Source organism: Streptomyces sp. XD-27 (genome assembly GCF_030553055.1).
Classification (GTDB): Bacteria; Actinomycetota; Actinomycetes; order Streptomycetales; family Streptomycetaceae; genus Streptomyces.
This window is the reverse complement of sequence record NZ_CP130713.1, coordinates 239,724-266,586: the sequence shown is the minus strand read 5'-3', so window position 1 is coordinate 266,586 and position 26,863 is coordinate 239,724. Positions and strand designations below refer to the sequence as shown.

The window sequence follows — 26,863 nt, the reverse complement described above, 5'->3', positions numbered from 1 at the left end:
CCTGGCGGTGGAGCGGCCGGAGAGGTGGGCCGATGCGGGAGTGGACATGGTCCTACGAGGGCTACGAGCCCGCCCAGGAGCGGCTGCGGGAATCGCTGTGCACCCTGGGCAACGGCTACTTCGCCACCCGGGGCGCCGCGTCCGAGGCCGTCGCGGACGAGGTCCACTACCCCGGTACGTACGCCGCCGGCTGCTACAACCGGCTGGTCTCCGCCGTCGGCGGGCGGCAGGTCGAGAACGAGGACCTGGTCAACCTGCCGAACTGGCTGCCGCTGCGCTACCGCCTCAAGCCCGCGGACGGCCCGGCGGGCCCCTGGCTCTCGCCCGACCGGACCGAGCTGCGCGACCACCGGCAGACGCTGGACCTGCGCGAGGGCGTCCTCACCCGGCAGTCCTCGTACGAGGACGCCCAGGGCCGCAGGCTCCGCGTCGAGGAGCGGCGACTGGTCCACATGAGGGATTCGCACGTGGCCGCGCTGCGCACCACGTTCACGGCAGAGAACTGGACGGGCGCGATCGACATCGTCTCCGCCGTCGACGGCGCGGTCGCCAACGCCGGAGTGGCCCGCTACCGCGAACTGGCCTCCCGGCACCTGACCCGGACGCAGACCGGCACCGCGGAGCCCGACACGGTCTGGCTGCGCTGCCGTACCAGCGCCTCGGACCTCCGCATCGCCATGGCGGCCCGCACCCGGGTGAGCGAAGGAGTCCCCCTGGTCTCCCGGCCGGACCTGTCCCGGCACCGGGCCGCCCGGACCCTCACCGCCCCGATCGCCGCGCACGGCTCCGTGACCGTGGAGAAGACCGTCGCGCTCCACACCTCCCGCGATCCGGCCATCAGCGATCCGCTGCGGGCGGCTGTCGAGCGGGTCAGGCGTGCCGCCGACTTCGCCGGCCTGCTGGCCTCCCACCGCATCGCATGGGACCACCTGTGGCGGCGCGCCGAACTGGAGGTGCCGGGGGAGGCGGGCCGCATCCTGCGCCTGCACCTGTTCCACGTCCTGCAGACCCTCTCGCCGCACACCGCGGAACTCGACGTGGGCGTACCGGCCCGCGGGCTGCACGGGGAGGCGTATCGCGGCCACGTCTTCTGGGACGAGCTGTTCGTCCTGCCGTATCTGAACCTGCACTTCCCCGAGGTCTCCCGCGCGCTGCTGCTCTACCGGCACCGGCGGCTGCCCCGGGCCTGCCGGGCCGCCGCCGACATCGGGCGGGCCGGGGCCATGTTCCCCTGGCAGAGCGGCAGCGACGGCCGTGAGGAGGCCCAGGTCCTGCACCTGAACCCGCGCTCCGGACACTGGCTGCCGGACCACTCCCGGCTCCAGCGCCACGTGGGCGCGGCCGTCGCGTACAACGTGTGGCAGTACTGCCAGGCCAGCGGCGACACCGACTTCCTGCACGCCAAGGGCGCGGAGATGCTGGTGCAGATCGCCCGCTTCTTCTCCGACCTGGCCGTACTCGACCCCGTCTACGAGCGCTACCGCATCCGCGGCGTCGTGGGCCCCGACGAGTACCACGACGCCTACCCGGGCGCCGCGTTGCCGGGGCTGGACGACAACGCGTACACCAACGTCACCGCCGCGTGGGTGCTCGCACGCGCCCTCGACCTCACCCGCGACCTCCCCGAACCGCGCCGCCGGGAGCTCTTCGAGCGCATCGAGCTCGACGCCGCCGAACTGGACCGCTGGGAGGACGTCTCACGGCGCCTGCGGGTGCCCTTCCACGACGGCGTCATCAGCCAGTTCGAGGGCTACGGCGACCTGATGGAACTGGACTGGGACGGCTACCGGGAGCGCTACGGCGACATCCGCCGCCTGGACCGCATCCTGGAGGCCGAGGGCGACACCGCCAACCGCTACCAGGCGTCCAAGCAGGCCGACGCCCTGATGCTCGGATACCTCTTCGCGCCCGGCGAACTGGCCGGGCTCTTCGGCCGGCTGGGCTACCACCTGGACGACGAGACCTGGCACGCGACCGTCGGGTACTACCTGCACCGCACCACCCACGGATCGACCCTGAGCGGACTGGTGCACGGCTGGGTGCTGGCGCGGGTCCGGCGCGCCGACGCCTGGCGCTTCTGCCAGGAGGCGCTGACCGGCGACGTCGCCGACATCCAGGGCGGGACCACGGCCGAGGGCATCCACCTCGGCGCCATGGCCGGCACCCTGGACCTGGTGCAGCGCGGACTGACGGGCCTGGAGACGCGTGAGGACGCGCTGTGGCTGGACCCGGTCCCGATGCCGGAGCTGTCCGAGTACGGGTTCTCCGTGCGCCACCGGGGCAACTGGGGCGTCAGCCTGCAGATGAGCCGCGGTCAGGTACGGATCGCCGTCCCGGTGTCGGACCCGGAGCCGATCCGCGTGGTGCTGGCCGACCGCGAGGTGACCGTGGCACCGGGGGAGTCCTCGGACCTGAGGCTGCTGCCCGACGGCTCGTCTTGACCACTTGCACATGCATCGCACCTGGTCAGAGCCGGTATGACGGCAATAGCCGCAATGGGCTTCCTGTGCCACCGTAAGCACCATGACGGGCAACGGGCACAGTCACGAGCACGGGCACGGTCATGAGCATGAACACGGGCATGGGCATGGGCATCGTCACGGCCGCCGGTTGGCCCATCTGCTCACGCCGCACTCCCACGAGTCCTCGGACAAGGTCGACGCGGCCATGGAGTCGTCCGCCGAGGGCATGCGCACCCTGTGGCGCTCCCTCGCAATCCTCGGCGCCACCACCGTCGTCCAGGCGGTGATCGTGGCGATATCCGGCTCGGTGGCGCTGCTGGGCGACACCGTCCACAACGCCGCGGACGCGCTGACGGCCGTCCCCTTGGGCATCGCGTTCCTCCTGGGCCGCAGGGCGGCGACAAGGAAGTTCACCTACGGCTACGGCCGCGCCGAGGACCTGGCCGGCGTCGTCATCGTGCTCACCATCGCCGCGTCCGCGGTGTTCGCCGCGTGGGCCGCGGTCGACCGGCTGCTGAGTCCGCGACCCGTGTCCCACCTGGCGGCGGTCGCCGCCGCCGCGGTCGTCGGCTTCCTCGGCAACGAGTGGGTCGCCCGCTACCGCATCCGCACCGGCCGCAGGATCGGCTCCGCCGCGCTGGTCGCCGACGGGCTGCACGCCCGTACCGACGGGTTCACCTCCCTGGCCGTCCTCCTGGGCGCCGGCGGCTCCGCACTCGGCTGGCATGTGGCGGACCCGATCGTCGGCCTGCTGATCACGGCCGCCATCCTGCTGGTCCTCAAGGACGCCGCACGGGAGGTCTTCCGGCGGCTGATGGACGCCGTCGACCCCGCGCTGGTCGAGACCGCCGAGCGCGCGCTGCGGCAGGTCGACGGCGTCGCGGACCTCGGCGAACTGCGGCTGCGCTGGATCGGCCACCAACTGCGCGCCGAGGTCGCCATCGTCGTCGACGGCGAGCTGAACCTACGTCAGGCCCACCGCGTCGCCGTCGAGGCGGAGCACGCCCTACTGCACGCCGTGCCCCGGCTCACCGCGGCCCTGGTCCACGCCGACCCGGCAGACGACCCCGCGCACACCGACCCCCACGCGGGCCTCGCCCACCACCGCTAGGCGCCGCGCGGCGGCAGCGGCTGCTCGGCCCAGATCACCTTGCCGGTCAGGGTGTACCGGGTCCCCCAGCGCTCCGCGAACTGGGCCACCAGGAACAGGCCGCGCCCGCCCTCGTCCGTGGTGGCGGCGTACCGCATGTGCGCGGAGGTGCTGCTGGTGTCGGAGACCTCGCAGATGAGGCTGCGGCCGCCGTGCAGCAGCCGCACATGGCTCGGCCCGGAGGTGTAGCGGATGGCATTGGTGATCAGCTCGCTGAGGATCAGCTCCGTGGTGAACGCGACCTCCTCCAGCCCCCACAGCGCCAGCTGCCGCGAGACCTCGGCCCGTACCCGGGAGACCGCCGCAGGGTCCGCCGGCACGTCCCAGTCCGCGATCCGGTCCGCCTCCCACACCTGCGTACGGGCCACGAGCAGGGCGATGTCGTCGCTCGGGTGGGCCGGCAGCAGCGCCTCCAGCACCGACCCGCAGACCTGCTCCGGCGGACGCCCGGCCGCCTCGAGCAGCACCTCCGTCAGCACGCTCAGCCCGGTGTCGATGTCCCGGTCGCGGCTCTCCACGAGCCCGTCGGTGTACAGCACCAGCTGACTGCCCTCCGGCAGCTCCAGCTCCGCCGTCTCGAACGGGACTCCGCCCACGCCCAGCGGCGGCCCCCCGGGAACCTCGGCGAACCGCACCTCGCCGTCCGGCAGGACGACCGCCGGCAGCAGGTGGCCGGCCCGGGCCACGCTGCACCGCCCGGTGGTCGGATCGTAGATCGCGTACAGGCAGGTCGCCCCCGTGATCGCGGCCTCCCCAGCGGGGACTCGGCCTGGTCGATGCCGCCCACCAGCTCGTCCAGATGCCCCAGCAGCTCGTCGGGCGGCAGGTCCAGCGTGGAGAAGTTGTGCACCGCCGTGCGCAGCCGGCCCATGGTGGCGGCCGCGTGCAGCCCGTGCCCCACCACGTCGCCCACGACCAGCGCCACCCGCGCCCCCGGCAGCGGGATCACATCGAACCAGTCACCGCCCACTCCCGCCTGCGCGGGCAGATAGCGGAAGGCCAGTTCGAGCGCGTCCTGCGCGGGGAAGCGCCGCGGCAGCAGGCTGTGCTGCAACGTCACGGCCATGTTGTGCTCACGCGTGTAGCGGCGGGCGTTGTCGATGCACACCGCCGCACGGGTCGCCAACTCCTCCGCCAGGGAGAGGTCGTCCTCCTCGAACGGCTCGGGCGCCTCCGACCGCCAGAAGTTCACCACCCCCAGCAGCACCCCCCGGGCCCGCAACGGCACCGTGATCAGCGAATGGATGCCGTAGTCGAGCACCCTGGCCGCCCGCTCCGGATGCTGCGCCTGCCAGCCGGACGCCTCGGACAGCACCGGTTCGAGCACCGGCCGACCGCTGTGCAGCCCCCACCCCTGCGGCGTCGACGGCACATACGTGATCCGTTCCCCCAGCGGGAACAGCGGGTGGTCGTCGCGGATCCCGGCGACCGCCGTGCGCAGCATCCGCGGATCGTGGCCGACGTGCGGCTCCTCGCCCCGCAGCACCGGCTCCGCCAGATCGACGGTGACGAAGTCGGCGAACCTCGGAACGGCCACCCGCGCCAGCTCCTCGGCTGTCTGGGTCACGTCCAGCGAGGTGCCGATGCTCGTACTCGCGTCGTACAGCAGCCGCAGCCGCCTGCGCGCCACATCGGCCCGCTCCGACAGCGCCCGCAGCTCGGTGGAGTCACGCAGCGTCGCGACACTGCCCGGCGGCCCGCCCTTGCGGGCGGTGAGCCGGATGTTCACCGCCAGCAGCCGGTCACCGCTCTCCACCACCTCGTCGGTCGCCTCCCGCCCCGACGCCAGCAGCTCCGCCACCCGCGGCGCGAGCCCGAGCCCGGTGACCGGGCGGCCCTCCGGGCGCTCGGGCAGCTCCAGCAGCCGACGCGCCTCGTCGTTGGCCAGCACCAGCCCACCGTCGCCCCCCACGATGAGCACGCCCTCCCGGACCGAGTGCAGCACCGCGTCGTGGTGCTCGTACATCCGGGTCATCTCGGCCGGACCGAGCCCGTGCGTCTGGCGCCGCAGCCGCCTGCTCGCCAGGGCCGCCCCGCCGGTGGCCAGGACCAGCGCCGCGACCGTGCCGCCGATCAGGATCGGCAGCTGACGGTCGACCGCCCCGCTGACCTTCTCGATCGTCACCCCGGCCGACACCAGGCCCACGACCTGCCCGTCGGCGTCGTTGACCGGCACCACGGCCTGCACCAGAGGGCCGATCGTGCCCTTGATGGTCTCGGTGACCGGCTTCCCGGCCAGCGGCTCGGCGATGTCCCCGACGAACTTCTTCCCGATCCGGTCCGGCAGCGGATGCGTGTAGCGGATCCCCTTGGTGTCGGTGACCACCACGAAGTCCACGTCGGACAACCTGCGGGCCTCCTCGGCCCGCGGCTGGAGCACCGCCGTCGGATCGGGCCCGCGCAGCGCCTCGACAATCCCCGGCGAGTTGGCGAAGGTCTCCGCGACCGCCAGCGACCGCCTGCGGGCCTCTTCCTTGCTGTCCCGCTCCGCCTGGAGCAGCAGCGATACCACCCCGCCACGACCAGCAGCAGCACGACGATCAGCTGGAGGACGAAGACTTGCCCGGCCAGGCTGCGCAGATACGCCAAAGTCCGGGCTCGACCTGGGATCCGGGCCATACGTCATGGTCCCACTTCCCCGCGCCCGGATGCGAGTGGAACGGGCCGACCGATGCAAACGCGCGCCCCGCCGCGTCCCGGTCGGGGACGCGGCGGGACGGCCGGGGACGCGGCGGGACGGCCGGGTTCAGCGGGTCCGGGTCTCGTCGCGGATGAGCGAGCGGACCATCCGGCAGGTGGTGTTGGACGGCGGGCGCACACCGATCCGCGCCGCGGTGGTCCGTATCCGGCGGTTGCGGGCCTGCTCGGGACGGTACACACCCGAGTCGAGCAGGGCGATGGCCAGGCGCATGGCCTTCAGACGGCGGTTGTGGGACTCGTACCACTCACGCGGCTGCCCGGCGGGCAACCGCTTCTTCGGCAGGGTCGGCAGGCACGGGAGAGGTTTTGCGGCAACGGCCATCGGCATCCTCCACGAAAGAGTCGGGAACCGCTTGCTGAACACCCCCCATTCTACGTCCCGGCACTGACAAAAGGCCCTGGCCAGACCGGGTTTGAGGGGGCTTTGGGGTACCGTGTCGGCCATGGAGATCTGGATCAATCCCGCGTGCTCGAAGTGCCGTGGCGCGATCAAGCTGCTCGACGCGGAGGGCGCCGGATACACCGTCCGCCGCTACCTGGAGGACACGCCCGACCAGGACGAGATCCGGGCCGTGCTCGGCAGGCTCGGCCTCGAGCCCTGGGACATCACGCGCACGCAGGAGGTGGCGGCGAAGGAGCTCGGGCTCAAGGAGTGGCCGCGCGAGGAGGGCACGCGCGACCGCTGGATCGCCGCCCTGGCGGAACACCCCAAGCTCATCCAGCGGCCGATCATCACGGCCGACGACGGATCGGCCGTGGTGGCGCGCACGGACGAGGCGGTACGGGAGGCCCTGTCCCGGTCCGCGCGCTGACCCGCGCGGTCCGGCGGCGGAACTCCGGCGGCGGAACTCCGGCGGCGGGGTCTCCCACGGCGGAACTCAGCCCGGCGGCAGCGGCCTGGCGGCAGACCTCAGCCCAGCGGCAGCGGCCTCGGCAGCGGCTGCTCCGCCCAGATGGTCTTGCCCTGCCGGGTGTAGCGGCTGCCCCACCGGCTGGTCAGCTGGGCGACGAGATACAGCCCGCGGCCGCCCTCGTCGGTGGCCCGCGCGCGCCGCATCCGCGGCTGCGTGCCACTGGGGTCCGACACCTCGCACGTCAGCACGTCGGTGCGGATCATCCGCAGCCCCACCGGGCCGCCCGCGTACCGGATGGCGTTGGTGACCAGCTCGCTGACCACGAGCTCGGTGGTGAACAGCAGCGATTCCAGGCCCCAGACGGCGAGCTGCCGGGCCACCAGCTCCCGCGCCTCGGCGACGACGGCCGGGTCCGCGTCGAGCGTCCAGGTGGCGGTGTCCTCCGGCGGCACACACCGGGTGCGGGCGACGAGCAGGGTCACGTCGTCCGGCAGCCGGGTCGGCGGCAGCCCCGCCACGACCTGCTGGACCACACCGTGCAGCGGGCTGTGCAGCGCGTCCGCCCGCACCAGGCGTTCCCGCAACTGCGCCATGCCCTCGTCCACGTCACCCTCGCCGCGTTCGATCAGGCCGTCGGTGTAGAGCGCCAGGACGCTGCCGGGGGCCAGGTCGACCACCGCCTTCTCGAACGGCAGGCCGCCCACCCCCAGCGGCGGGCCCGGGTTCAGCTCGATGTACGAGGCGGTGCCGTCCGGTTCGAGCAGGGCCGGCGGCGGGTGTCCCGCGCTGGCCAGGGCGCAGCGCCCGCTCACCGGGTCGTACACGGCGTACAGGCAGGTGGCGGCGAAGGAGTCGCGCCCGCCGTCGGAGGCCGTGTCGAGCACGCGGCCGCGGTCCGGCCCGTGCGCCGCCCCGATCCGCTCCGGGGACTCCGCCCCGCCCGCCGCCCCGGCGCGTTCCACCGGCCCCGGTTCCGCGGGCAGCTGCATCACCAGGTCGTCGAGGTGCGTGAGCAGCTCGTCCGGCTCCGGGTCGAGATCGGCCAGTGTGCGCACGGCGGTACGCAGCCGTCCCATCGACGCCGTCGCCCGCAGACCGTGGCCCACCACGTCCCCGACGACCAGCGCCACCCGGGCGGAGGACAGGGGGATGACGTCGTACCAGTCGCCGCTGACGCCCCCGACCGGGTCGGCCGGCAGGTAGACGCTGGCGGTGCGGACCGCGGCCATGTCGGCCGTGGCCGGGGGCAGCAGGCTGCGCTGCAGGCTGACCGCCGCGAGATGCTCGCGGGTGTAGCGGCGGGCGTTGTCCAGCGCCAGCCCCACGCGGGCGGCGACCTCCCGGACCAGCACGAGGTCGGCCTCGTCGAACGCGGGCCGGTCCGGTTCCGTGCGCCAGAGGGTGAGGGTGCCCAGCTGGGTGTCGCGCGCACTCAGCGGCGCGCTGATCGCCGACCTGGCGCCCGGCACGGCGCGGGCCCAGCCGGCGGCCTGGTCGCCGGTGGAGCCGCGGGCGTCCCGCACGAGGAAGCCGCGCCCCTGGGCGAGGGGAGGGGGCGCCAGATCGTCTCCGCCGGCCGGCGCCTCGGACCCCGGCTCCTCCGCGCCCGCTCCGGCGGTGGCCGTGCGGCGCTGGGCGACCCGCCCGTACCGGTCGGGCACGGGCTCGCTGCCGTCGAACACCGCGTCGGCCACGTCCACCGCGACGCGGTCGGCGAACGCCGGGACCAGCACATCGGCCAGGTCCCGGCTCGTCTGTTCCGCGGACAGGGACCCACCGAGGGCGGCGGTGGCGCGGTGGAGCACGGCCAGCCGCTCCTGGGCGCGGTGCTCCTCGGTGGTGTCGGTGTAGGTGACGGCGACACCCAGGAGCTGCCCGCCCGGTTCCTGGAGCCGGAACGCCGAGAACGTGAGGAAGCGTCCGCCGCGCGGGTCCTCCAGCGTCCGTGCCAGGGTGGTGAACCCGACCACCGGTTCCCCCGTTCGGAGCACACGGCCCAGCTGCGCGTCGACCATCTCGGCGTCCTGCGCCCACAGGAAGTCACCGAGCCGCAGACCGCGCAGGTCCGGGGGCACGCCGGTGTACGGCAGGAGGGGCGTGTTGGTGCGCACCAGCCGCAGACTCGCGTCGAAGACGGCCAGCCCGATGCGGTCCTGCGCGAACAGCTCCCCGGCCAGGGCGTGGTCCTCGCGCCACCTGGCGATCACGTCGGCCGGGGCCGCGAGGATCAGATGGCTCGGCGCGTGGCGGTGGCCTGCCCCGGACAGCGGCGTGACGCGGAAGAGGACCTCCAGCTCCCCGCCGGAGCCGTGCCTGAGGGTGGCCCGGCCTTCCCGTACCTCCGAGCCGCACGGCGCCGGAGCCTCGGCCCTGTGCGCGGCCGGGTCGGCGAGGAGGTCGGTGACCGGGCGGCCGCACACGTCTTCGGCCCGGCGCCCCAGGAGTCCCTCCGCCGCGGCGGTCCACGCCAGCAGGATGCCCGCACCGTCCACCAGGGCTGCGGCGGTGTTGTAGACGGCGAACGGATACCCGTCTGCTGCGGTGGGTGTGTCCATGCGGATTCGTCCTGTTGTCGGTCGGTCACCATGGTCTCAGGGCCGGCGGAGGTGCACGACCAGGCCGGCCGATCATGATTCTGCCCATGCTCAAGGCCGCGCCGGGAGACTGCTCCCCGGCCGAAGTGGCGCGGTCATCGTTTCCGTGTCGGAGCAGCGGTGACTGCCGTTTTGGGGGCGCCTCCGCAGAGGTCTGCGCCCCAAAGGAGCATGATGCGCGAAGATCGCAGCGAACGACCTCCCGACACCCCCGTCGAGGCCGTATCCGCCGACCTGCCGGGAGGTTTCTCCGTCAGTCCGATCACCGACAACTGCCGCCGGGTCTGCGAAGAAGGGCGGCATATCGTCGTGGGGATCAGCCACGGCAACAGCTATTTCAGCGTCAAACTACTCAGGAGTCTGCTGCGCTGGAGTCATGCCAGATTCCATCGGGTCGACGTCATCATTCCTGACGCGGCGCTCCGGGAGAACCTGCTGGTGCTGGGGCGTTCTCCCGAGTACGCGGAGCGCAAATCCCGCCAGGAGACCAACGCCGTGCGCAATCGGGTGGCGCGGGCGCTGGACACGGCGCGCATTCCCGCCACCGGCGCCACCCATGTCCACCTGCTGTCGGAGCTGATGGGCGACCCGGTCTACCGCACTCTGCGTGAACGCGCCGAAGCGGCGCTGCACCGGGACGGCGAGATCCGGCGCGCCTGCCTGCGCATGAGCCGCCTCGCGCTCGCAAAGTACCTCGACGGCGCCGCACCGACGGAGGACCAGGTCCGGGCGGGAACACGCTACCCACTGGCCGAGCTGCCCTTCTTCCTCGGTTCCGCCGAGTTATTCGGTGTGCCGTCCTCGCTGTGCTTCTATCACAAACCGATCCCGCTCGCCGACATCCTGTTCTCCAGGAATACGGACCTCGCCCCCTCCCCGCGGCAGGGGTACGCGGTCATCCGCCCGGCTCACCATCCCGCACGACCGGACTCCCCATTCCAGGAGGGCGCATGCACGCGCGCGAGCTGACAGCCGCCGGCCTGCACGACAGGCGAATCGCCGCCGCCTACATCTGCTGCGGACGATACCTGTCCCGGGGAAACCCTGCGGCCTATCCGATCGCGCGCAGCCTGCTGCCGCCCGGGAAACGCCCCTATTGGGACGCCATTCTCGCCTTCGCCGTGTACGTGGACAATCTGATCGACGATCGGACGAAATCCACCACCGAACGGCGTGCCCAGTACGACGCCTACATGAAGCAGGTCCTCCTCTTCCTCTCGGGCGATGATCCATGGCCTCGGGACCCGAAAACGAAGGCGGACCTGATGGGGCGACAACTTGCTCTCGCATTCCGTCATTTCACCCGCACATGGGATATCCCCGAGTCGTCCGTCCACCGGTTCCTGACGACCATCCGCACCGACCTGTGGGTCACGGAGTATCCCCGGTACGCGGACCTGGCGGAGTACATCGACGGGGTCTGCGGGGAGAACACGATCTGGGGCAACGCCTTGTTCGGGACGCGGGACGAGGAAGCCGACAGGCGGGCCGTCGCCGCGAGCTTCGGGCTCCAGCTCACCGACTACCTGCGGGACCTGGGCGAGGACCTCGCCGACGGGCGCCTCTACCTGCCGCTGGAGGACCTGCGCGACGTCGGCCTGACCCGCGCCGATGTGGAACAGGCCGCTCGGGACCGGCGCATGACCCCGCGACTGCGGGAGCTCGTGGAGTTCGAGACCGATCGCGCGCGGCGGTGCTTCGCCGAGGCGGCCGACTGGTGGCGGCTGGTGCATCCGTCCGGCCGCGAGCTGACCCGCACCTATGTCCGCCTCGGCCAGATCTCCCTGGAGCAGATCCGGCGGTCCGGCCACGACATCTTCCGCATCCGCCCGCGCGCACGCCTGGCCTGCGCCACGGCCTCCTGTGCCGGTTTCGCCGCCGGCTACGTCCGGGCCGCCGCCGGACGCCGTCGTCGGTGAGGCCCTTCACCAGGGGCGCGGTTGAGGCGCTGGCGCGGTCGCGGCGCCCACCGGGACCTGCCCGTGCGGACGGTCGAAGTGGGACTTGGCGTACCGGGCCGTGTCGCACAGCCCGGTGAGCAGATGCAGGCCGAGCCGGGTGGCGATGCCGCTGGACACGGTGAACACGCTGGAGAGGGACGGCAGCCCGACGCCGCTGCCGCTGGGCAGCGGCCGTTCGGGGGAGCGGGGGCGGGGATGGAGGGCCCGGCCCCTCCGAAGCGGCGGGTGCGCTGGGCGTACAGCTCAAGGGCGTGCCGGAAGTGCTCCGCGCCGAAGTCGGGCCACAGCACCTCGGGGAAGACGAATTCGGCGTAGGCGCACCGCCACAGCGCGAAGTTGGACAGCCGGTGCTCGCCGGAGGTGCGGATGACGAGGTCGACGTCCGGCAGGTCGGGGTGCTGCAGGTGCTGGGCGAAGCTCTCCTCGGTCACCTCCTCGGCCGGCACCTGCTCTTCGATGAGCGTGCGCGCCGCGCGCACGATCTCGCCGCGGCCGCCGTGGTTCAGGGCCACCGTCAGGGTCATCGCGCTGTTGTCCCGCGTGAGGTGCTCGGCGTAGTGCAGCTCCTGGCGCAGCGTTTCCGAAATACGGGGGCTCTTCTCGCCCAGGACGCGGATCCTGATGCCGTCGCGGTGCCAGTCGTGGACTCTTCTTCGCAGGAACTGGCAGCCGGTGTCCATGAGGCAGTCGACCTCCTCCTGCGGACGCGACCAGTTCTCCGTGGAGAACGCGAACAGCGTCAACCACGGGACGCCCTCCTCCAGGGCGGTTCTGACGACCGTGTGGACAGCCGTCTCGGCGGCCATGTGCCCGTGTGTTCTGGGCAGTCCGCGCTGCTGGGCCCAGCGGCCATTGCCGTCCATGATGCACGCGACGTGACGCGCTGCCGTGTGTGACCCCATCTGTCCTCCTAGGTGAGCACTGCATGTATTTGAGGGGTTTCGCATAGCGATCTACCCCGGCGAGGGCGGGCTCATCCACCGGTCCGGGCGCGCCGCGGACCGGCCGCTGACCCGTGCGGCGTACGCATGTGCTGAGTTGCACGTCGCCCATCGGCGGGTATGACGCATCGCCGAGTACTCCGTCAGGACAGGACATGTGCGCCATGGACGACGACGACATCACCGCCACGCTCGACAGGGTCAGGGACGCGGCGGTCAACGACTGGAATCCCGGCTTCCGGCGCTGCGCGGCATGCAACGCGCACCTCGCCGTGGTGGTGTCCGCCGAGGACCACGCGTCACCGTCCTCGGCGATCAGGGTCCGCGGCGTCTGCCCCGCCTGCCCGCGCGCCGCCGACCGCCGGGTCGCACGGCCGAGTTGAAAGCCCCCCACGCCCCCAGGGCGTAGGGGGAGGGGCAGGGGAATACGCGCCGCAGGCGTTGCGATCCGCCGGGCACGGCGGGCCGAGAACGATGCGGAGAAGAGAGGGAGATCGGAGGGGTCAGCGGCCGACCTTGCGCTTGTTCCAGACGTCGAACCCGACCGCGGCGAGCAGCACCAGGCCCTTGATGACCTGCTGGTAGTCGGTGCCGATGCCGACCAGCGACATGCCGTTGTTGAGGACGCCGAGCACCAGGCCGCCGATCACGGCGCCCATCACCGTGCCGACGCCGCCGCTCATCGACGCGCCGCCGATGAAGGAGGCCGCGATCGCCTCCAGCTCGAAGTTCAGGCCCGCCTGCGGGGTGCCCGCGTTCAGCCGCGCCGCGTACACGCAGCCCGCGAGCGCCGCCAGCACGCCCATGTTGACGAAGACCAGGAAGGTGACCCGCTGGTCCTTGACGCCCGACAGCTTCGCCGCGGCCTTGTTGCCGCCCAGCGCGTACACGTGCCGTCCGACGACCGCGTTGCGCATCACATAGCCGAGGCCGATCAGCAGCACGCACATGATGAGCATCACCACGGGCACGCCGTGGAAGCTCGCCAGGGTCAGCGTGAACGCGACCACGGCCGCCGTGATCGCCACGCACTTGGCCGCCCACACGCTGGTCGGCAGCACGTCCAGCTCGTGCGCCAGCTGCCGCTTGCGGTCGCGCCATTCGCGCAGCAGCAGGAAGGCGACGGTGACCAGGCCGAGGACGAGGGTGGGGTTGTGGTACTGGGTGTACGGGCCCATCTCCGGGATGAAGCCCTGGGCGATGTCCTGGAAGCCCTCCGGGAAGGGGGCCAGCGACTGGCCCTCCAGCACGATCTGCGTCAGGCCGCGGAAGAGCAGCATCCCGGCCAGGGTCACGATGAACGACGGGATGCCGAGGTAGGCGATGAAGAAGCCCTGCCAGGCGCCCGCGACCGCGCCGATCAGCAGCGACAGGACCAGCGCGAGGACCCACGGCATGTCGTGTTTGACCATCATCACCGCCGCCATGGCGCCGACGAACGCGGCCAGTGACCCGACCGACAGGTCGATGTGGCCGGCGATGATGACGATCATCATGCCCATGGCCAGGATGAGGATGTAGCCGTTCTGCTGGATCAGGTTGGAGACGTTGTTCGGCAGCAGCAGCGTGCCGTCGGTCCAGATCTGGAACAGCACGACGATGAAGGCCAGCGCGACGAGCATGCCGTACTGGCGCATGTTGGAGCGCACGAGCCGCGTCAGCAGCGCGACGGCCGACGGCGGGGCGGCCTTCGCGGGCGAGGGCTCTTGCGGGGGAGCGGACGTGGTGGTCATGGCGGTGCCTCAGCTTCTGTTCATGGTCATGTGGCGCATCAGGACTTCCTGGGTGGCCTCCGCGCGGGCTACCTCACCGGTGAGCCGGCCCTCGGCCATCGTGTAGATCCGGTCGCACATCCCCAGCAGCTCCGGAAGTTCGGAGGAGATGAAGAGCACCGACTTGCCCTGGGCCGCGAGCCGGTCGATGACGTTGTAGATCTCGTACTTGGCGCCGACGTCGATGCCGCGGGTCGGCTCGTCCAGGATCAGCACCTCGGGATCGGCGTGGATCCACTTGCTGAGCACGACCTTCTGCTGGTTGCCGCCGGACAGCCGCCCCACCTGCTCGAAGACCGTGGGGGCCTTGATGTTCATGGTGGTGCGGTAGCGCTCGGCGACACTGCGCTCGTGGTGCTCGTCGACGAACCCGCGGCGCCGCATGCCCGGCAGCGACGCCAGCGAGATGTTGCGGTTGATGTCGTCGATGAGGTTCAGGCCGTACCGCTTGCGGTCCTCGGTGACGTACGCGAGTCCGGCCGCCACCGCCGCGGGCACGGTCCTGGTGGCCACCTCGACGCCGCCGATCTCCACCGTCCCCGCGACGTAGCTGCCGTAACTGCGCCCGAAGACGGACATCGCCAGCTCGGTGCGGCCCGCTCCCATCAGGCCCGCGATCCCGACGATCTCGCCGCGCCGCACGGTCAGGGACACGTCGTCGACGACCGTGCGCTGGTGGTCGACGGGGTGCCGGACCGTCCAGCCCCGCACCGCCAGGGCGATCTCGTCCGCGTCCGCGCCCTCGTAGCGGGTGCGCTCGGGGAAGCGGTGGTCGAGGTCGCGGCCGACCATGCCGCTGATGATCCGGTCCTCGTGCAGCAGGGGTTCGGAGTCCGGGGTCTCGCGGACCGCCAGCGTCTCGATCGTCCGCCCGTCCCGCAGGATCGTCACCGAGTCCGCGATGGCGCGGATCTCGCCCAGCTTGTGGGAGATGATGATGCTCGCGATGCCCTGCTCGCGCAGCTCCAGGATCAGCTCCAGCAGCTTCGCGCTGTCCTCGTCGTTGAGCGCGGCGGTCGGCTCGTCGAGGATGAGCAGCTTCACCTCCTTCGACAGGGCCTTGGCGATCTCCACCAGCTGCTGCTTGCCGACGCCGATGTCGGTGACCGGAGTCTGGGGGTTCTCCCGCAGCCCCACCCGCTTGAGCAGCGCGCTCGCCTTGCCCAGCGTCGCGTCCCAGTCGATGAACCCGCGTGAGGTCTGCTCGTTGCCGAGGAAGATGTTCTCCGCGATGGACAGGTACGGGCTGAGCGCCAGCTCCTGATGGATGATGACGATGCCGTGCCGCTCGCTGGCCCGGATGTCCTTGAACGCCACGGGCTCGCCCTCGAAGAGGATCTCGCCCTCGTAGGAGCCGTGCGGATGGACCCCGCTGACCACCTTCATCAGCGTCGACTTGCCCGCGCCGTTCTCGCCGCAGATCGCGTGGATCTCCCCGGGCCGCACCGTCAGGTTCACCTCGGAGAGCGCCTTGACGCCGGGGAACGTCTTGGTGATGCCGCGCATCTCCAGTATCGGCCGGGTCACTTGAGCTGCCCCGCCGTGAAGTACCCCTCGCGGACGAGGAGATCGGTGTTCGACTTGTCGACGCTGACCGGGTTCAGCAGGTAGGACGGCACGGTCTTCTTGCCGTTGTCGTAGTCCTCGGTGTTGTTGACCCTGGGCTTCTTGTCGTTGAGTACGGCGTCGCCCATCTGCACCGCCTGGGCTGCGAGCTTGCGGGTGTCCTTGAAGACCGTCTGGGTCTGCTCGCCCCGGATGATCGACTTCACCGAGGCCAGCTCCGCGTCCTGCCCGGTGACGACCGGCAGCGGCTGGCTCTCGGAGCCGTAACCGGCGCTCTTGAGCGCCGAGAGGATGCCGATGGAGATCCCGTCGTACGGGGACAGGACCGCGTCCACCCGCGCGTCGCCGTAGCTCTTGCTGATCAGGTCGTCCATGCGCTTCTGGGCGGTGCCGCCGTCCCAGCGCAGCGTGGTGACCTGGTTCATGCTCGTCTGCTTGCTGCGGACGACCAGCTGACCGCTGTCGAGGTACGGCCGCAGCACCTTCATGGCGCCGTTGAAGAAGTACTTGGTGTTGTTGTCGTCCGGGGAGCCCGCGAACAGCTCGATGTTGTGCTTGTCGTCGGCGCTCTTGTCCGGCTTGCCGAGCTTGAGCTTGTCGACGATGTACGTGGCCTGGAGCTCGCCGACCCGCTCGTTGTCGAAGGACGCGTAGTAGTCGACGTACGGCGTGCCCAGGATGAGGCGGTCGTAGCTGATCACCGGGATGCCCGCGTCGTGCGCGCGCTTGAGCACTCCGGTGAGCGCGGAGCCGTCGATCGCGGCGACCACCAGCAGCCGGCGACCCTTGGTGATCATGTTCTCTATCTGGGCGACCTGGTTCTCGACCTTGTCGTCGCCGTACTGCAGGTCGGTCTCGTATCCGGCCTTCCGGAACTGCTCGGCCATGTTCCTGCCGTCGTTCACCCACCGCTCCGAGGCCTTGGTGGGCATGGCGAGGCCGATGGTGCCGCCCTTGCCCGCCGGGGGCTTGTAGCGGCTGCCGCCCCGGGCCTCCTGGCCGCAGGCGGTGAGCGAGACGGTGAGCAGCGCGGCGAGCACGGCCGCGGTACACGTGGTTCTGGTGCGCATAGGTCAGTCCTCTTCGGGGACGGGGAAACGCCGGAGTTCGCCGGGCTGCCGCGAGCCGAGCGGCGACATCCCGCCATCCGCGCCGTGCCGGGCCAGCAGGTCAAGGACGAGGCGGCCCCGCCTGACCCGCTCACGGGCGGTCGCCAGGGCCGTGTCGCGCAGCTGCGCGCCGTACGGATAGATGCCGGGGGAGCGGCTCAGGCCGAACTTGAGGTAGAGCGGGGCGCCGCGCCGGATCAGCTCGGCGGCCTCGTACATCCGGATGTAACCGCCGAGGTCGTCGGGCGCCTCGACGTAGATGTCCATCGGGGCGCCGCTGACCCGGCGGATCTCGGTGAGATGGGCCGGCGTCAGATCCGAGGGCACGTTGAGGGAGTCCGCGCCGAGCCGCTCGTACACGGCGTACGAGGCGGGGTTGACCGGCCCGGTGAGCGCGGACAGCTTGAAGGTGGTGTCGGCGGGCAGCAGCCCGGCCGTGCGCATCCGGTGCAGCGTCCACAGCACGCCCTCGTCGGCGACGAGCAGGCAGCGCACCCCCAGCGCCGTGGCCCGCAGGGCGTCCTCGACGCAGCCGGCGAGCGCGTCGTGACCGCGGGCGCGCAGCCCCGCGCCGCCGGAGTCGGTCCGGGTGGAGGCGCCGATGTCCCAGGTGCCGCGCGGCCCGGTGAACAGGCACAGCTCGATGTCCCGCTCGGCGCAGGACCCGACCATCTCGATGATCTCGTCGTCGGTGAGCATCCAGACGCCGCTGCCCTGGCTGATCCGGTGGACGGGCACCTCCAGCCGGGAGCTCTCCTTGAGGACGACGGCCAGGGCCTCCGGGCCCTCCACCGAGGGGATCTCGGTGCGCCAGGTGCCGCCGTCGGGGAACGCGTGCGGTGAGGCGTCGGCCGGGTCGGCGGCCCGCACCGTATGGCCGATGCGGGCGAGGGCGTCGACACCGGGTCGGCGCGGTAGGGAAGGGGCGGTCACGGGGCTCCTCCGTGCTATGCGTCCGGTATTTCGGACATGAAGAGTTTTGTTGGCAAGCTCTCGGCATTCATGCGGCGACTCCGAACGGAAGGCAACAAGAAGCAGCAGCATCAGACGTAATCGCTCAACATGCAAGCCTGTGGACGGAGGCGGTTCGACCAGATCGACGCCACGGGGGCGTGGCCGGGCCGCCGGACATGTCAGGGACGCAGCAGCACCTTCCCGGTCGTCGGGTCGCCGCCGCCGACCAGCGCGATGGCCTCCCCGAACTGCTCCAGCGGAAACTCGTGGGTGATCAGCGGCGCCGGGTCGAGCAGCCCCAGGCCGAACGCGCGGACCGCGTCCGACCAGGCCGACGACGGCGCGCCGAAGACGCTGCGGATCTCCAGCTGGCTCAGGCTGAGGTGCACCGGGTCGATGCCGGTGGCGCCGGGGGTGAACATCCCGGTGAGCACCACCCGGCCGCCCCGGCGCGCCAGCAGGCACGAGGACGCGGCCGTCGACGGCGCGCCCGCGGTCTCCACCACCAGGTCGAACCGGCCGTCCAGCGCCTCCGCGTCCGCGGGCGACAGGCTCCGGTCGGCGCCGAAGACCAGCGCCTGCTCGCCGCGTCCCGCCCGCGGGTCGATCACCGTCAGCTCGGCGGGGGAGGAGGCGGCCAGCAGCTGCACCGCGAGCAGCCCGAGGGTGCCCGCGCCCACCACCGCGATCCGCTCGCCGGGCCGGGGGCGGCCGGCCCGTACCGCGGCGGCGATCACCGCCGCGGGCTCCAGCAGGGCGGCGGCGCGCAGGTCGGCGTCGTCGCGCAGCGGGTGCAGCAGCCGGGCGGGCACCGTCAGATGGTCGGCGAACGCGCCCGGCTCGGTGAACCCGGTCTCCGCGTAACCGCCCTCGCACAGGCTCGTCTCGCCGCACCGGCAGCGCTCGCACACGCCGCACGCGCGGAACCCCTCCGCGACGGTCTTCCGCCCGGCGAGCGCGGGGTCCACGCCCTCGCCCACCGCCACCACGGTCCCGGACCACTCATGACCGGGCGTCACCGGGTAGCGCACGTAGGCCGCGTCGCGGTGGCCGTCGTAGACCTCGCGGTCGCTCATGCAGATCCCGGCGGCCCCGACCCGCACCAGCACCTCGCCGGGGCCGAGCTCGGGCCGCGGCCCGAGCACCAGCCGGTAGGCGCCGGGCCGGTCGATGACGATGGCGCGTGAGGGGCCGGTCGTTCCCGACGTGCCGGTCGTTCCCGACGTGCCGGTCATTCCCCGGTCCCCTTGGGCGCCCGCCGCTCCCAGCCCTCGGCCCACAGGTCGAACCGCGCCTGCTGCTGCGGGAACTCGGCCGCGGCGTCCACGTCGAGCTCGACGCCGAGCCCCGGGGCGTGCGACACCTCGAAGCAGCCGGTCTCCGGGTCCACCCGCGGCGCGCCCCGCACCACCTTCTTGATCTCCGCGTCCGCGAAGTCGTTGAAGTGCTCCAGGACCTTGAAGTTCGGGGTGCAGGCGGCGACCTGGAGCGAGGCCGCGGTCAGCACGGAGCCGCCGACGTTGTGCGGGGCCACGAGCACGTAGTGGGTCTCGGCGGTCGCGGCGAGCTTGCGGGTCTCCAGGATGCCGCCGATGTGCCCCAGGTCGGGCTGGATGATGTCCGCGGCCTGCGACTCGAACAACTCCCGGAACTCGATCCGGTCGTGGATGCGCTCGCCGGTGGCGATCGGCAGGTCCACCTTCTCCGCGACCTTCGCCAGCGCCTTGAGGTTCTCCGGCGGCACCGGCTCCTCCAGCCAGGCGGGCCGGTACGGAGCCAGCTCGCGCGCCAGCCGCACCGCCGTGGACGGGCTGAACCGCCCGTGCATCTCCAGCATCAGCTCGGCCTCGGGGCCGATGGCGTCCCGTACCGCCTCGATCAGCGACACCGCGTACAGCGTCTGCTCGTGGTCGAGCTCGAAGTGGCCGGTGCCGAACGGGTCGATCTTCAGCGCCCGGTAGCCGCGCGCCACGACCTCCTGGGCCGCCTTGTGGTACGCCTCCGGGGTGCGCTCGGTGGTGTACCAGCCGTTCGCGTAGGCCTTGACCCGGTCGGTGACCCTGCCGCCGAGGAGCTGCCAGACCGGAACGCCCAGCGCCTTGCCCTTGATGTCCCAGCAGGCCATCTCCACGCAGGCGATGCCCGACATCACGATCTCGCCGGCCCGGCCGTAGTCCCCGTACTTCATCCGGCGCACCAGGTCCTCGACCGCGAACGGATCGGAACCGGCGATGTGGTTCGCCTCCGCCTCGCGGAGGTACCCCACGAGCGCGTCGGTGCGGCCGAGCATGCGTGTCTCGCCGACACCGGTGAGGCCCTCGTCGGTGTGGACCCGGACGTAGGTGAGGTTGCGCCAGGGCGTCCCGACCACATGCGTGCTGATTCCCGTAATACGCACGACAGTTGTCCCTTGACTTGTTCGATATTTCGTCACGCGTTCGAAATGGTGGCGTGACCGTATTCACGTTGGCTGGAGGGTGTCAATGGGTCGGACGGGTGGGTCTTCGATCACGGCCATGGGGTCTTCGGTCACGGTCATTGCGCCGCGAACCGCGCGCCCCCTACTCTGTGTTCGTCATACCGATCATTGATCGAAGTTTCGGACATGTGGGTGGGAGGCCGACCATGGGGCGACTGGTGCCGGCGGTGACCAGGGCGCTGGACATACTCGAACTGTTCCTGGAAGGGGACGGGACGTACTCCGCGCCCGAGATCACCCGCACACTCCAACTGCCGCGCACCACCGTGCACGAGCTGCTCACCACCCTCGCCGCCCGCTCCTACCTGGTGCCGGTGCCGGAGCAGCCGGGCCGCTACCGGCTGGGCGTGCGCACCTACCAGCTCGGCAGCCGCTACGCCGAACAGCTGGACCTCGCGGCCGAGGGGCAGCAGGTCGCCCGCGAGGTCGCCGAGACCTGCGACGAGACCGTCCATGTGGCCATCCTTGAGGACACCGACGTCATATACATCGCCAAGGTGGACTCCACCCATGCCGTGCGCATGGTCTCGGCCGCGGGCCGCAGGCTCCCCGCCCACTGCACGTCGGTCGGCAAGATGCTGCTGGCCTCGCTGCCGCTGACGGAGCTCGAAGCCCGCATGGCGGGACGCGAGTTCGCCGCGATGACCCCCGACAGCATCACCGACCCGGAGGAGTTGCTCGCCGCGCTCGCCGGGATCCGGGAGGCGGGCATCGCGTCCGAGCACCGCGAGTCCAATCCGGACGTGAGCTGCGTGGCCGCGCCGGTACGGGACAGCGCGGGCCGCGTCGTCGCGGCGCTGTCCATCTCCGTGCCGATGATCCGCTGGAGCGAGGAGCGCGAACGGGAGCTGGCCGAGCTGGCCGCCAAGGGCGCGGGCGACCTCTCGGTCCGCCTCGGCCACCGGGGCGGACGGTGACGCCCGGCCCGACGGCGGGACGGGTGCGGGCGAGGGCGTACGACGTCGCGGTGCGGGAGGCGGCCGAGCTCGGTGAGGGCCCCACCTGGGACGCGGCGGCCGACCGGCTGATCTGGGTCGACATCCTCGGCTCGCGCGTCCACACCTACGCGCCCGGGGACGGCCGCCGCACCGTCATGGCCACCGAGCAGCACGTCGGCGCGGCGAAGCCCCGGCGCGGAGGCGGCCTGGTGGTCAACCTCAGGGACGGCGTCGGCCTGTACGGACCTGAGGGGGCGTCCTTCTCCTGGCTGGTGCGCAACCCGGTGCCGGGCCGCCGGGGCAACGACGCCGCCGTCGCCCCGGACGGGTCGCTGTGGGCGGGCACCATGGCGTACGACGAGCGGCCCGGCGGCGGCAGTCTCACCCGGATCGCCCCGGACGGCACCGCCACCGAGCAGCTCGGCGAGGTCGCCGTCAGCAACGGCACGGGCTGGAGCCCGGACGGCAGGCTCGTCTACTACATCGACAGCCCCACGCGTCGCGTCGACGTCTTCGACAGCGCGGAGGGCGGGGGCGTCTGCGCCGTGAACAGGCGGCCGTTCGCCGAGATCGAGCAGGGCGCCGGGTTCCCCGACGGGCTCACCGTCGACGCGGACGGCTGCGTCTGGGTCGCCCTCTGGGGCGGCGCCGCGATCCGCCGCTACACCCCGGACGGACGCCTCGACCGCACCGTCGGGCTGCCGGTGCGCCGGCCCACCGCATGCGCCTTCGGCGGCCCCGGACTGCGGGACCTCTACATCACCACGGCCCGCACCGGTCTGGACCGCCCGCACCCCCTCTCCGGCTCGCTGCTGGTACTGCCGGACGCGGGCCAGGGCCTGCCCGGCGTGCCGTTCGCCGGCTGACACGCAACCCGCGTACCGCCCGCCCAGGCACCGGACCCCCGGTGCCGGGGCGGCGTCGTCTCCGCGGCCGTGCCTCCTTGCGTGCCGTATCCGATTGAGTCCGTTTCCTTGCCCGAGTGTGTTTACTTCCCCGCAGCGTCTGCGTAATGTGACGCCAGAACCACAGCTTCGGGCATGGAAACGGATGTAAACCCACATGTACGCAGCGGAGCGCCAGCAGGAGATCCTGCGTCTCGCCCGGGAGAGCGGCCGGGTCGACGTGCTGTCCCTCGCGGAGGAGTTCCAGGTCACCGCCGAGACCGTGCGGCGCGACCTGAAGGCCCTCGACCGCGCCGGGCTGGTGCGCCGCGTCCACGGGGGCGCCATCCCCGCGGGCCGCCTCGACTTCGAGCCCGACCTCGCCGAACGCGACGCCGTCGCCGCCGAGGAGAAGGACCGCATCGCGCAGGCCGCGCTCGCCGAACTGCCGACCGACGGCAGCGTGATCCTCGACGCCGGCACCACCGCCGCCCGCCTCGCCGCCGCCATCCCCGTGGAGTCCACCCTCACGGTCGTCACCCACGCCCTGCCCGTCGCGGCCCGGCTCGCCGACCACCCCGGCATCACGCTCCACCTCGTCGGCGGCCGGGTACGGCACCGCACGCGCGCGGCGGTCGACGCCTGGGCGCTGCGCGCCTACGGCGAGATCAACGCCGACGTCGTCTTCCTCGCCACCAACGGTTTCTCGCCCGATGGCGGCCTGACCACCCCCGACCTGGCCGAGGCCGCCGTCAAACGCGCCGCGATCGCGGCCGCCCGCCGGGTCGTGCTCCTCGCCGACTCCAGGAAGTTCGGCAAGGAGCACTTCGCCCGCTTCGGCGACCTCTCCGAGGTGGACCTGCTCATCACGGACACCGGGCTCAGCCCCGACGACGCCCTCGCCATCGAGCGGCAGGGCACGGAAGTAGTACGCGCATGATCCTCACCATCACCCCGAACCCGAGCCTGGACCGCACCTACGAGCTGCCGGGGCTGGACCGCGGCGCCGTGCTGCGGTCCACGGCCGACCGGGTCGACCCCGGCGGCAAGGGCGTCAACGTCTCCCGTGCGGTCGCCGCCGCCGGCCACCGCACGGTCGCCGTCGTGCCGTTGGGCGGGCCGGAGGGCGCCCTGCTCGCCCGGCTCCTCGGCGACCTGGGCATCGAGGCCGCCGGGGTCCAGGTCACCGGCAGCACGCGCGTCAACATCACCCTCGTCGAGCCCGACGGCACCCTCACCAAGGTCAACGCGGCAGGACCCGAGATCACGGCGGGGGAGTCGGAGACCCTGCTGGAGACCGCACGCTCCCACTCGGCCGCCGCCGACTGGATCGCCTGCTGCGGCAGCCTGCCGCGCGGCCTGCCGCCCCAGTGGTACGCCGAATTGGTCGCCCGCGTCCACCGGGCAGGAGCCCGGATCGCCCTCGACACCTCCGGCGCGGCCCTGACCGCCGCACTCGCCGAACAGCCCGATGTGGTCAAGCCGAACGCCGAGGAGCTCGCCGAGGCCGTCGGCCGCCCGCTGGTCACCGTCGGCGACGCGGTCAAGGCGGCGGAGGAACTGCGCGAGCGCGGCGCCCAGGCCGTCCTCGCCAGCCTGGGCCCGGACGGCCAACTGCTGGTCGACGGCACGGGCACGCACTTCGGCAGCGCACGCGTCGCCGCCGTCCGCAGCAACGTCGGCGCCGGCGACGCCTCGCTGGCCGGCTTCCTGGCCGCGGGCGGCACGGGACCGGCGGCGCTCGCCGCGGCCGTCGCCCACGGCGCGGCCGCGGTCCAGCTGCCGGGCAGCGCCATGCCGACCCCCGCCGATCTCGACCTGTCCGCCGTCACCACGACCGCGGACATCCCCGTGGACCGCGTGCTGACGGAGCCGGCGCCGTGACCGCCCGCCGCGTCGGCCGTCGTACGGTCCCGGCCATCCGGGGCCGCCCCTAACGCCCCTGCCCCCACGAGCCTGGTCGGCGCACCCCCCATGCCCTGACCACCAGCCCTGCCCCCCACGCCTTGAGTCCCCACTCCCCCAGGCCGCCTGTCGCGGGGCGGTCCGCGAGCAAGGATCCGTGCAATGAGTGAGTTGATCACCGAGGAGCTGGTCGATCTCGACCTGTCCGCCGAGACGAAGGAAGCGGCCGCCCGCTCGCTCGCCGAGCGCATGGTTGCCGTAGGCCGCGTCACCGACCTCGACGGCTTCCTGGCCGACGTGGCGGCGCGCGAGGCCCAGATGCCGACCGGTCTGGACGGCGGCATCGGCATCCCCCACTGCCGCAGCGAACACGTCACAGCCCCCACGCTGGCCTTCGGCCGCAGCGGCCGGGGCATCGACTTCGGCGCCTTCGACGGACCCGCCGACCTGATCTTCCTGATAGCCGCCCCGGCCGGGGCCGACGACGCTCACCTGACGATCCTCTCCAGCCTGGCCCGACGCTTGATGGACGCCGACTTCACCGGCGTCCTGCGCGCGGAGCGGGACCCGGCCGCGGCCGCCGCCCTCATCCGCGGCGAGCAGCCGACGCCGCCTGAGACGGCGGCAGCGACGGAGCAGCCGGTCGCGGAGCCGCGCGGCGCCGAGGCCTCCACCGCGTCCCCCGGCGGGGCGCAGGCCGGCGCCCCGCTGCGGCTCGTCGCCGTGACCTCGTGCCCCACCGGCATCGCCCACACCTACATGGCCGCGGAGTCCCTCCGGAAGGCCGCCGAGGCCGAGGGCGTCGAGCTGGTCGTCGAGACCCAGGGCTCGGCCGGGTTCAGCAGGCTCGACCCCGCCGTGATCGCCGCCGCCGACGGCGTGGTCCTCGCGCACGACGTCCCGGTACGGGAGAAGGACCGGTTCGCCGGGAAGCCCACCGTGGACGTCGGGGTGAAGGCCGCCATCAACCGCCCCGCCGAACTCATCGCCGAGGTACGGCAGAAGGCCGCGCGCGGGGAGGGGACGGCCCCCGCCGCGGCCCCGGCGCCCATGGACGCCGCGGGCGAACCCGGCGAGCACTTCGGGACCCGGCTGCGCACGTGGCTGATGACGGGCGTCAGCTACATGGTGCCGTTCGTCGCCGCGGGCGGCTTGCTCATCGCCCTGGCCTTCGCCATCGGCGGCTACAAGATCGACAAGGCCCCCTCGGTCGCCGAGCACTTCGTATGGACCGACCACTCCAGCTGGGCCGCGCTGCTCTTCCAGATCGGCGCCGCCGCGTTCGGCTTCCTCGTCCCGATCCTCGCCGGATACATCGCCTACGGCATGGTCGACCGCCCCGGCCTCGTCCCCGGCATCGTCGGTGGCGCCATCGCGGTCACCATCGAGGCGGGCTTCCTCGGCGGCCTCGTCGCCGGTCTCCTGGCAGGCGCGGTGGTGATGGCGATCCAGCGCGTCGACGTACCCGCGGTCCTGCGCGGCATCATGCCCGTGGTCGTGATCCCGCTGATCTCCTCCGCGGTCGTCGGCTTCCTGATGTTCGTCGTCGTCGGAAAGCCGATCGCCTCCGCGCAGTCCGCGCTGACCGACTGGCTGAACGGGCTCTCCGGCGGCAACGCGGCCCTCCTCGGCATCGTCCTCGGCCTGATGATGTGCTTCGACCTCGGCGGCCCCGTCAACAAGGTGGCGTACGCCTTCGCCGTCGGCGGCCTGACCGACGCGACCGACAACAACCTCAAGATCATGGCTGCCGTGATGGCCGCGGGCATGGTCCCGCCGCTGGCCATGGCGCTCGCGACGACCGTGCGCGGCAGGCTGTTCACGCAGACCGAGCGGGAGAACGGCAAGGCCGCCTGGGTGCTCGGCGCCTCGTTCATCAGCGAGGGTGCCATCCCCTTCGCGGCGGCCGACCCGCTGCGGGTGATCCCCTCCGCCATGGCGGGCGGCGCCGTCACCGGCGCCCTGTCGATGACCTTCGGCTGCACCCTGCGGGCCCCGCACGGCGGCATGTTCGTGGTGCCGCTGATCGGACAGCCGCTGCTCTACGTGGTCGCGATCGCCGCCGGTACGGCCGTCAGCGCCGGCCTCGTCATCGTCCTCAAGGGCATGCGCGGCACGGCCGGGCCGAGGAACCGGCCGCCGCCACCGTGCCGGAGCCGGCGACCACGGCACCGTCCGCGGCCTGAGGCGGCCGACCCTCAGGCTGCCCAGCCCCGAGGCGCCCCGAAGCCCGCAGGGCCGGGCCACCCAGGTCCCATCCCATTCCAAATCCCTTCCACCCTTAGGAGAGATCCCATGCCCCAGCGCACCGTGACCGTAGGCTCCCGCAGCGGGCTGCACGCCCGTCCGGCCTCGCTGTTCGTCCAGGCCGCCGCCCGCCAGCCGGTCAGGGTGACCGTCGCCCGCGACGGCCGCGACCCGGTCGACGCCCGGAGCCTGCTCTCCGTACTGGCGCTGGGCGCCCGGCACGGCGACGCCGTGGTGCTGGCCGCCGAGGGCGACGGCGCCGAGGCGGCCATCGAGGAGCTGGCCGCCCTGCTCGCCGCCGACCTCGACGCCAAGGAGTAGCGGTGACAGCTGTGATGACCGGCGTC

20 protein-coding genes and 2 pseudogenes are annotated in these 26,863 nt (G+C 72.3%); 12 read left to right on the top strand and 10 right to left on the bottom strand.

Annotation, left to right across the window (positions count from 1 at the left end; genetic code table 11):
- Positions 1 to 32: 32 nt before the first annotated feature.
- Positions 33 to 2,441: a glycoside hydrolase family 65 protein gene (locus tag Q3Y56_RS01055; protein WP_304460108.1), complete on the top strand. Its 2,409-nt coding sequence runs from the start codon at positions 33 to 35 to the stop codon at positions 2,439 to 2,441.
- A gap of 82 nt (positions 2,442 to 2,523) precedes the next feature.
- Positions 2,524 to 3,573 (top strand): cation diffusion facilitator family transporter, encoded by a 1,050-nt coding sequence (locus tag Q3Y56_RS01050; RefSeq protein WP_304460107.1) that lies wholly within the window; start codon positions 2,524 to 2,526, stop codon positions 3,571 to 3,573.
- Here the strand turns inward: Q3Y56_RS01050 and Q3Y56_RS01045 are convergent.
- Positions 3,570 to 6,231 (bottom strand): annotated as a pseudogene (locus Q3Y56_RS01045) (SpoIIE family protein phosphatase). The gene Q3Y56_RS01050 and the pseudogene Q3Y56_RS01045 overlap by 4 nt on opposite strands.
- 127 nt (positions 6,232 to 6,358) lie before the next feature.
- Positions 6,359 to 6,634, bottom strand: coding sequence for a hypothetical protein (locus Q3Y56_RS01040; protein WP_304460106.1), 276 nt, complete (start codon positions 6,632 to 6,634; stop codon positions 6,359 to 6,361).
- A gap of 121 nt (positions 6,635 to 6,755) precedes the next feature.
- Between Q3Y56_RS01040 and Q3Y56_RS01035 the strand changes: the two genes are divergently transcribed.
- Positions 6,756 to 7,124, top strand: a complete 369-nt coding sequence (locus tag Q3Y56_RS01035; protein WP_304460105.1) for an arsenate reductase family protein — start codon at positions 6,756 to 6,758, stop codon at positions 7,122 to 7,124.
- Positions 7,125 to 7,222: 98 nt separating this feature from the next.
- On the opposite strand, the gene Q3Y56_RS01030 is transcribed toward Q3Y56_RS01035, so the two are convergent.
- Entirely contained in the window at positions 7,223 to 9,721 is a 2,499-nt protein-coding gene (locus Q3Y56_RS01030; protein WP_304460104.1) for a SpoIIE family protein phosphatase, read from the bottom strand.
- A 210-nt stretch (positions 9,722 to 9,931) separates the two neighbouring features.
- Between Q3Y56_RS01030 and Q3Y56_RS01025 the strand changes: the two genes are divergently transcribed.
- Together Q3Y56_RS01025 and Q3Y56_RS01020 are read left to right on the top strand one after the other, a co-directional pair.
- Positions 9,932 to 10,729, top strand: coding sequence for a tRNA-dependent cyclodipeptide synthase (locus Q3Y56_RS01025; protein WP_304460103.1), 798 nt, complete (start codon positions 9,932 to 9,934; stop codon positions 10,727 to 10,729).
- A complete protein-coding gene (locus Q3Y56_RS01020; protein WP_304460102.1) occupies positions 10,711 to 11,679 on the top strand; it encodes a squalene/phytoene synthase family protein in 969 nt (322 codons plus the stop codon). The genes Q3Y56_RS01025 and Q3Y56_RS01020 overlap by 19 nt, the downstream gene beginning before the upstream one ends.
- Here the strand turns inward: Q3Y56_RS01020 and uppS are convergent.
- Positions 11,643 to 12,623, bottom strand: a complete 981-nt coding sequence (gene uppS / locus Q3Y56_RS01015; RefSeq protein ID WP_304460101.1) for a polyprenyl diphosphate synthase — start codon at positions 12,621 to 12,623, stop codon at positions 11,643 to 11,645. The genes Q3Y56_RS01020 and uppS overlap by 37 nt on opposite strands.
- 203 nt (positions 12,624 to 12,826) lie before the next feature.
- On the opposite strand from uppS, the gene Q3Y56_RS01010 reads away from it, so the two are divergent.
- Positions 12,827 to 13,045, top strand: coding sequence for a hypothetical protein (locus tag Q3Y56_RS01010; protein WP_304460100.1), 219 nt, complete (start codon positions 12,827 to 12,829; stop codon positions 13,043 to 13,045).
- Positions 13,046 to 13,165: 120 nt separating this feature from the next.
- Here Q3Y56_RS01010 and mmsB read toward each other — a convergent pair whose 3' ends face one another.
- From mmsB to Q3Y56_RS00980, 6 genes are all read right to left on the bottom strand, one after another.
- On the bottom strand, positions 13,166 to 14,395 hold the full coding sequence (gene mmsB, locus Q3Y56_RS01005; protein ID WP_304460099.1) for a multiple monosaccharide ABC transporter permease: 1,230 nt from the start codon (positions 14,393 to 14,395) through the stop codon (positions 13,166 to 13,168).
- A gap of 9 nt (positions 14,396 to 14,404) precedes the next feature.
- The gene (gene mmsA / locus Q3Y56_RS01000) at positions 14,405 to 15,940 is read right to left on the bottom strand and encodes a multiple monosaccharide ABC transporter ATP-binding protein (protein WP_304465428.1); all 1,536 of its coding nucleotides are present in this window, start codon (positions 15,938 to 15,940) and stop codon (positions 14,405 to 14,407) included.
- Between the two features lie 17 nt (positions 15,941 to 15,957).
- Positions 15,958 to 17,070, bottom strand: a complete 1,113-nt coding sequence (chvE, locus tag Q3Y56_RS00995) for a multiple monosaccharide ABC transporter substrate-binding protein (protein ID WP_304460098.1) — start codon at positions 17,068 to 17,070, stop codon at positions 15,958 to 15,960.
- A gap of 3 nt (positions 17,071 to 17,073) precedes the next feature.
- Entirely contained in the window at positions 17,074 to 18,042 is a 969-nt protein-coding gene (locus Q3Y56_RS00990; protein ID WP_304460097.1) for a hypothetical protein, read from the bottom strand.
- Between the two features lie 200 nt (positions 18,043 to 18,242).
- Positions 18,243 to 19,298: a zinc-binding dehydrogenase gene (locus tag Q3Y56_RS00985; protein WP_304460096.1), complete on the bottom strand. Its 1,056-nt coding sequence runs from the start codon at positions 19,296 to 19,298 to the stop codon at positions 18,243 to 18,245.
- Positions 19,295 to 20,461, bottom strand: coding sequence for a mandelate racemase/muconate lactonizing enzyme family protein (locus tag Q3Y56_RS00980; RefSeq protein ID WP_304460095.1), 1,167 nt, complete (start codon positions 20,459 to 20,461; stop codon positions 19,295 to 19,297). Before Q3Y56_RS00980 ends, Q3Y56_RS00985 begins: the two co-directional genes overlap by 4 nt.
- 227 nt (positions 20,462 to 20,688) lie before the next feature.
- On the opposite strand from Q3Y56_RS00980, the gene Q3Y56_RS00975 reads away from it, so the two are divergent.
- The 6 genes and pseudogenes from Q3Y56_RS00975 to Q3Y56_RS33290 all read left to right on the top strand — a co-directional run bounded on the left by Q3Y56_RS00975 (position 20,689) and on the right by Q3Y56_RS33290 (position 26,837).
- Positions 20,689 to 21,459 carry an IclR family transcriptional regulator gene (locus tag Q3Y56_RS00975; protein ID WP_304460094.1) on the top strand — a complete coding sequence of 257 codons (771 nt, stop codon included), beginning with the start codon at positions 20,689 to 20,691 and terminating at the stop codon, positions 21,457 to 21,459.
- A gap of 23 nt (positions 21,460 to 21,482) precedes the next feature.
- On the top strand, positions 21,483 to 22,346 hold the full coding sequence (locus Q3Y56_RS00970; RefSeq protein ID WP_304460093.1) for an SMP-30/gluconolactonase/LRE family protein: 864 nt from the start codon (positions 21,483 to 21,485) through the stop codon (positions 22,344 to 22,346).
- Positions 22,347 to 22,542: 196 nt separating this feature from the next.
- Entirely contained in the window at positions 22,543 to 23,304 is a 762-nt protein-coding gene (locus Q3Y56_RS00965; RefSeq protein ID WP_304460092.1) for a DeoR/GlpR family DNA-binding transcription regulator, read from the top strand.
- On the top strand, positions 23,301 to 24,248 hold the full coding sequence (pfkB, locus tag Q3Y56_RS00960; RefSeq protein ID WP_304460091.1) for a 1-phosphofructokinase: 948 nt from the start codon (positions 23,301 to 23,303) through the stop codon (positions 24,246 to 24,248). Before Q3Y56_RS00965 ends, pfkB begins: the two co-directional genes overlap by 4 nt.
- Positions 24,249 to 24,431: 183 nt before the next feature.
- Positions 24,432 to 26,381: pseudogene (locus tag Q3Y56_RS00955) on the top strand (fructose-specific PTS transporter subunit EIIC); the annotation flags it as partial.
- The gene (locus Q3Y56_RS33290) at positions 26,376 to 26,837 is read left to right on the top strand and encodes an HPr family phosphocarrier protein (RefSeq protein ID WP_369696840.1); all 462 of its coding nucleotides are present in this window, start codon (positions 26,376 to 26,378) and stop codon (positions 26,835 to 26,837) included. The pseudogene Q3Y56_RS00955 and the gene Q3Y56_RS33290, both read left to right, overlap by 6 nt.
- Positions 26,838 to 26,863 lie beyond the last annotated feature (26 nt).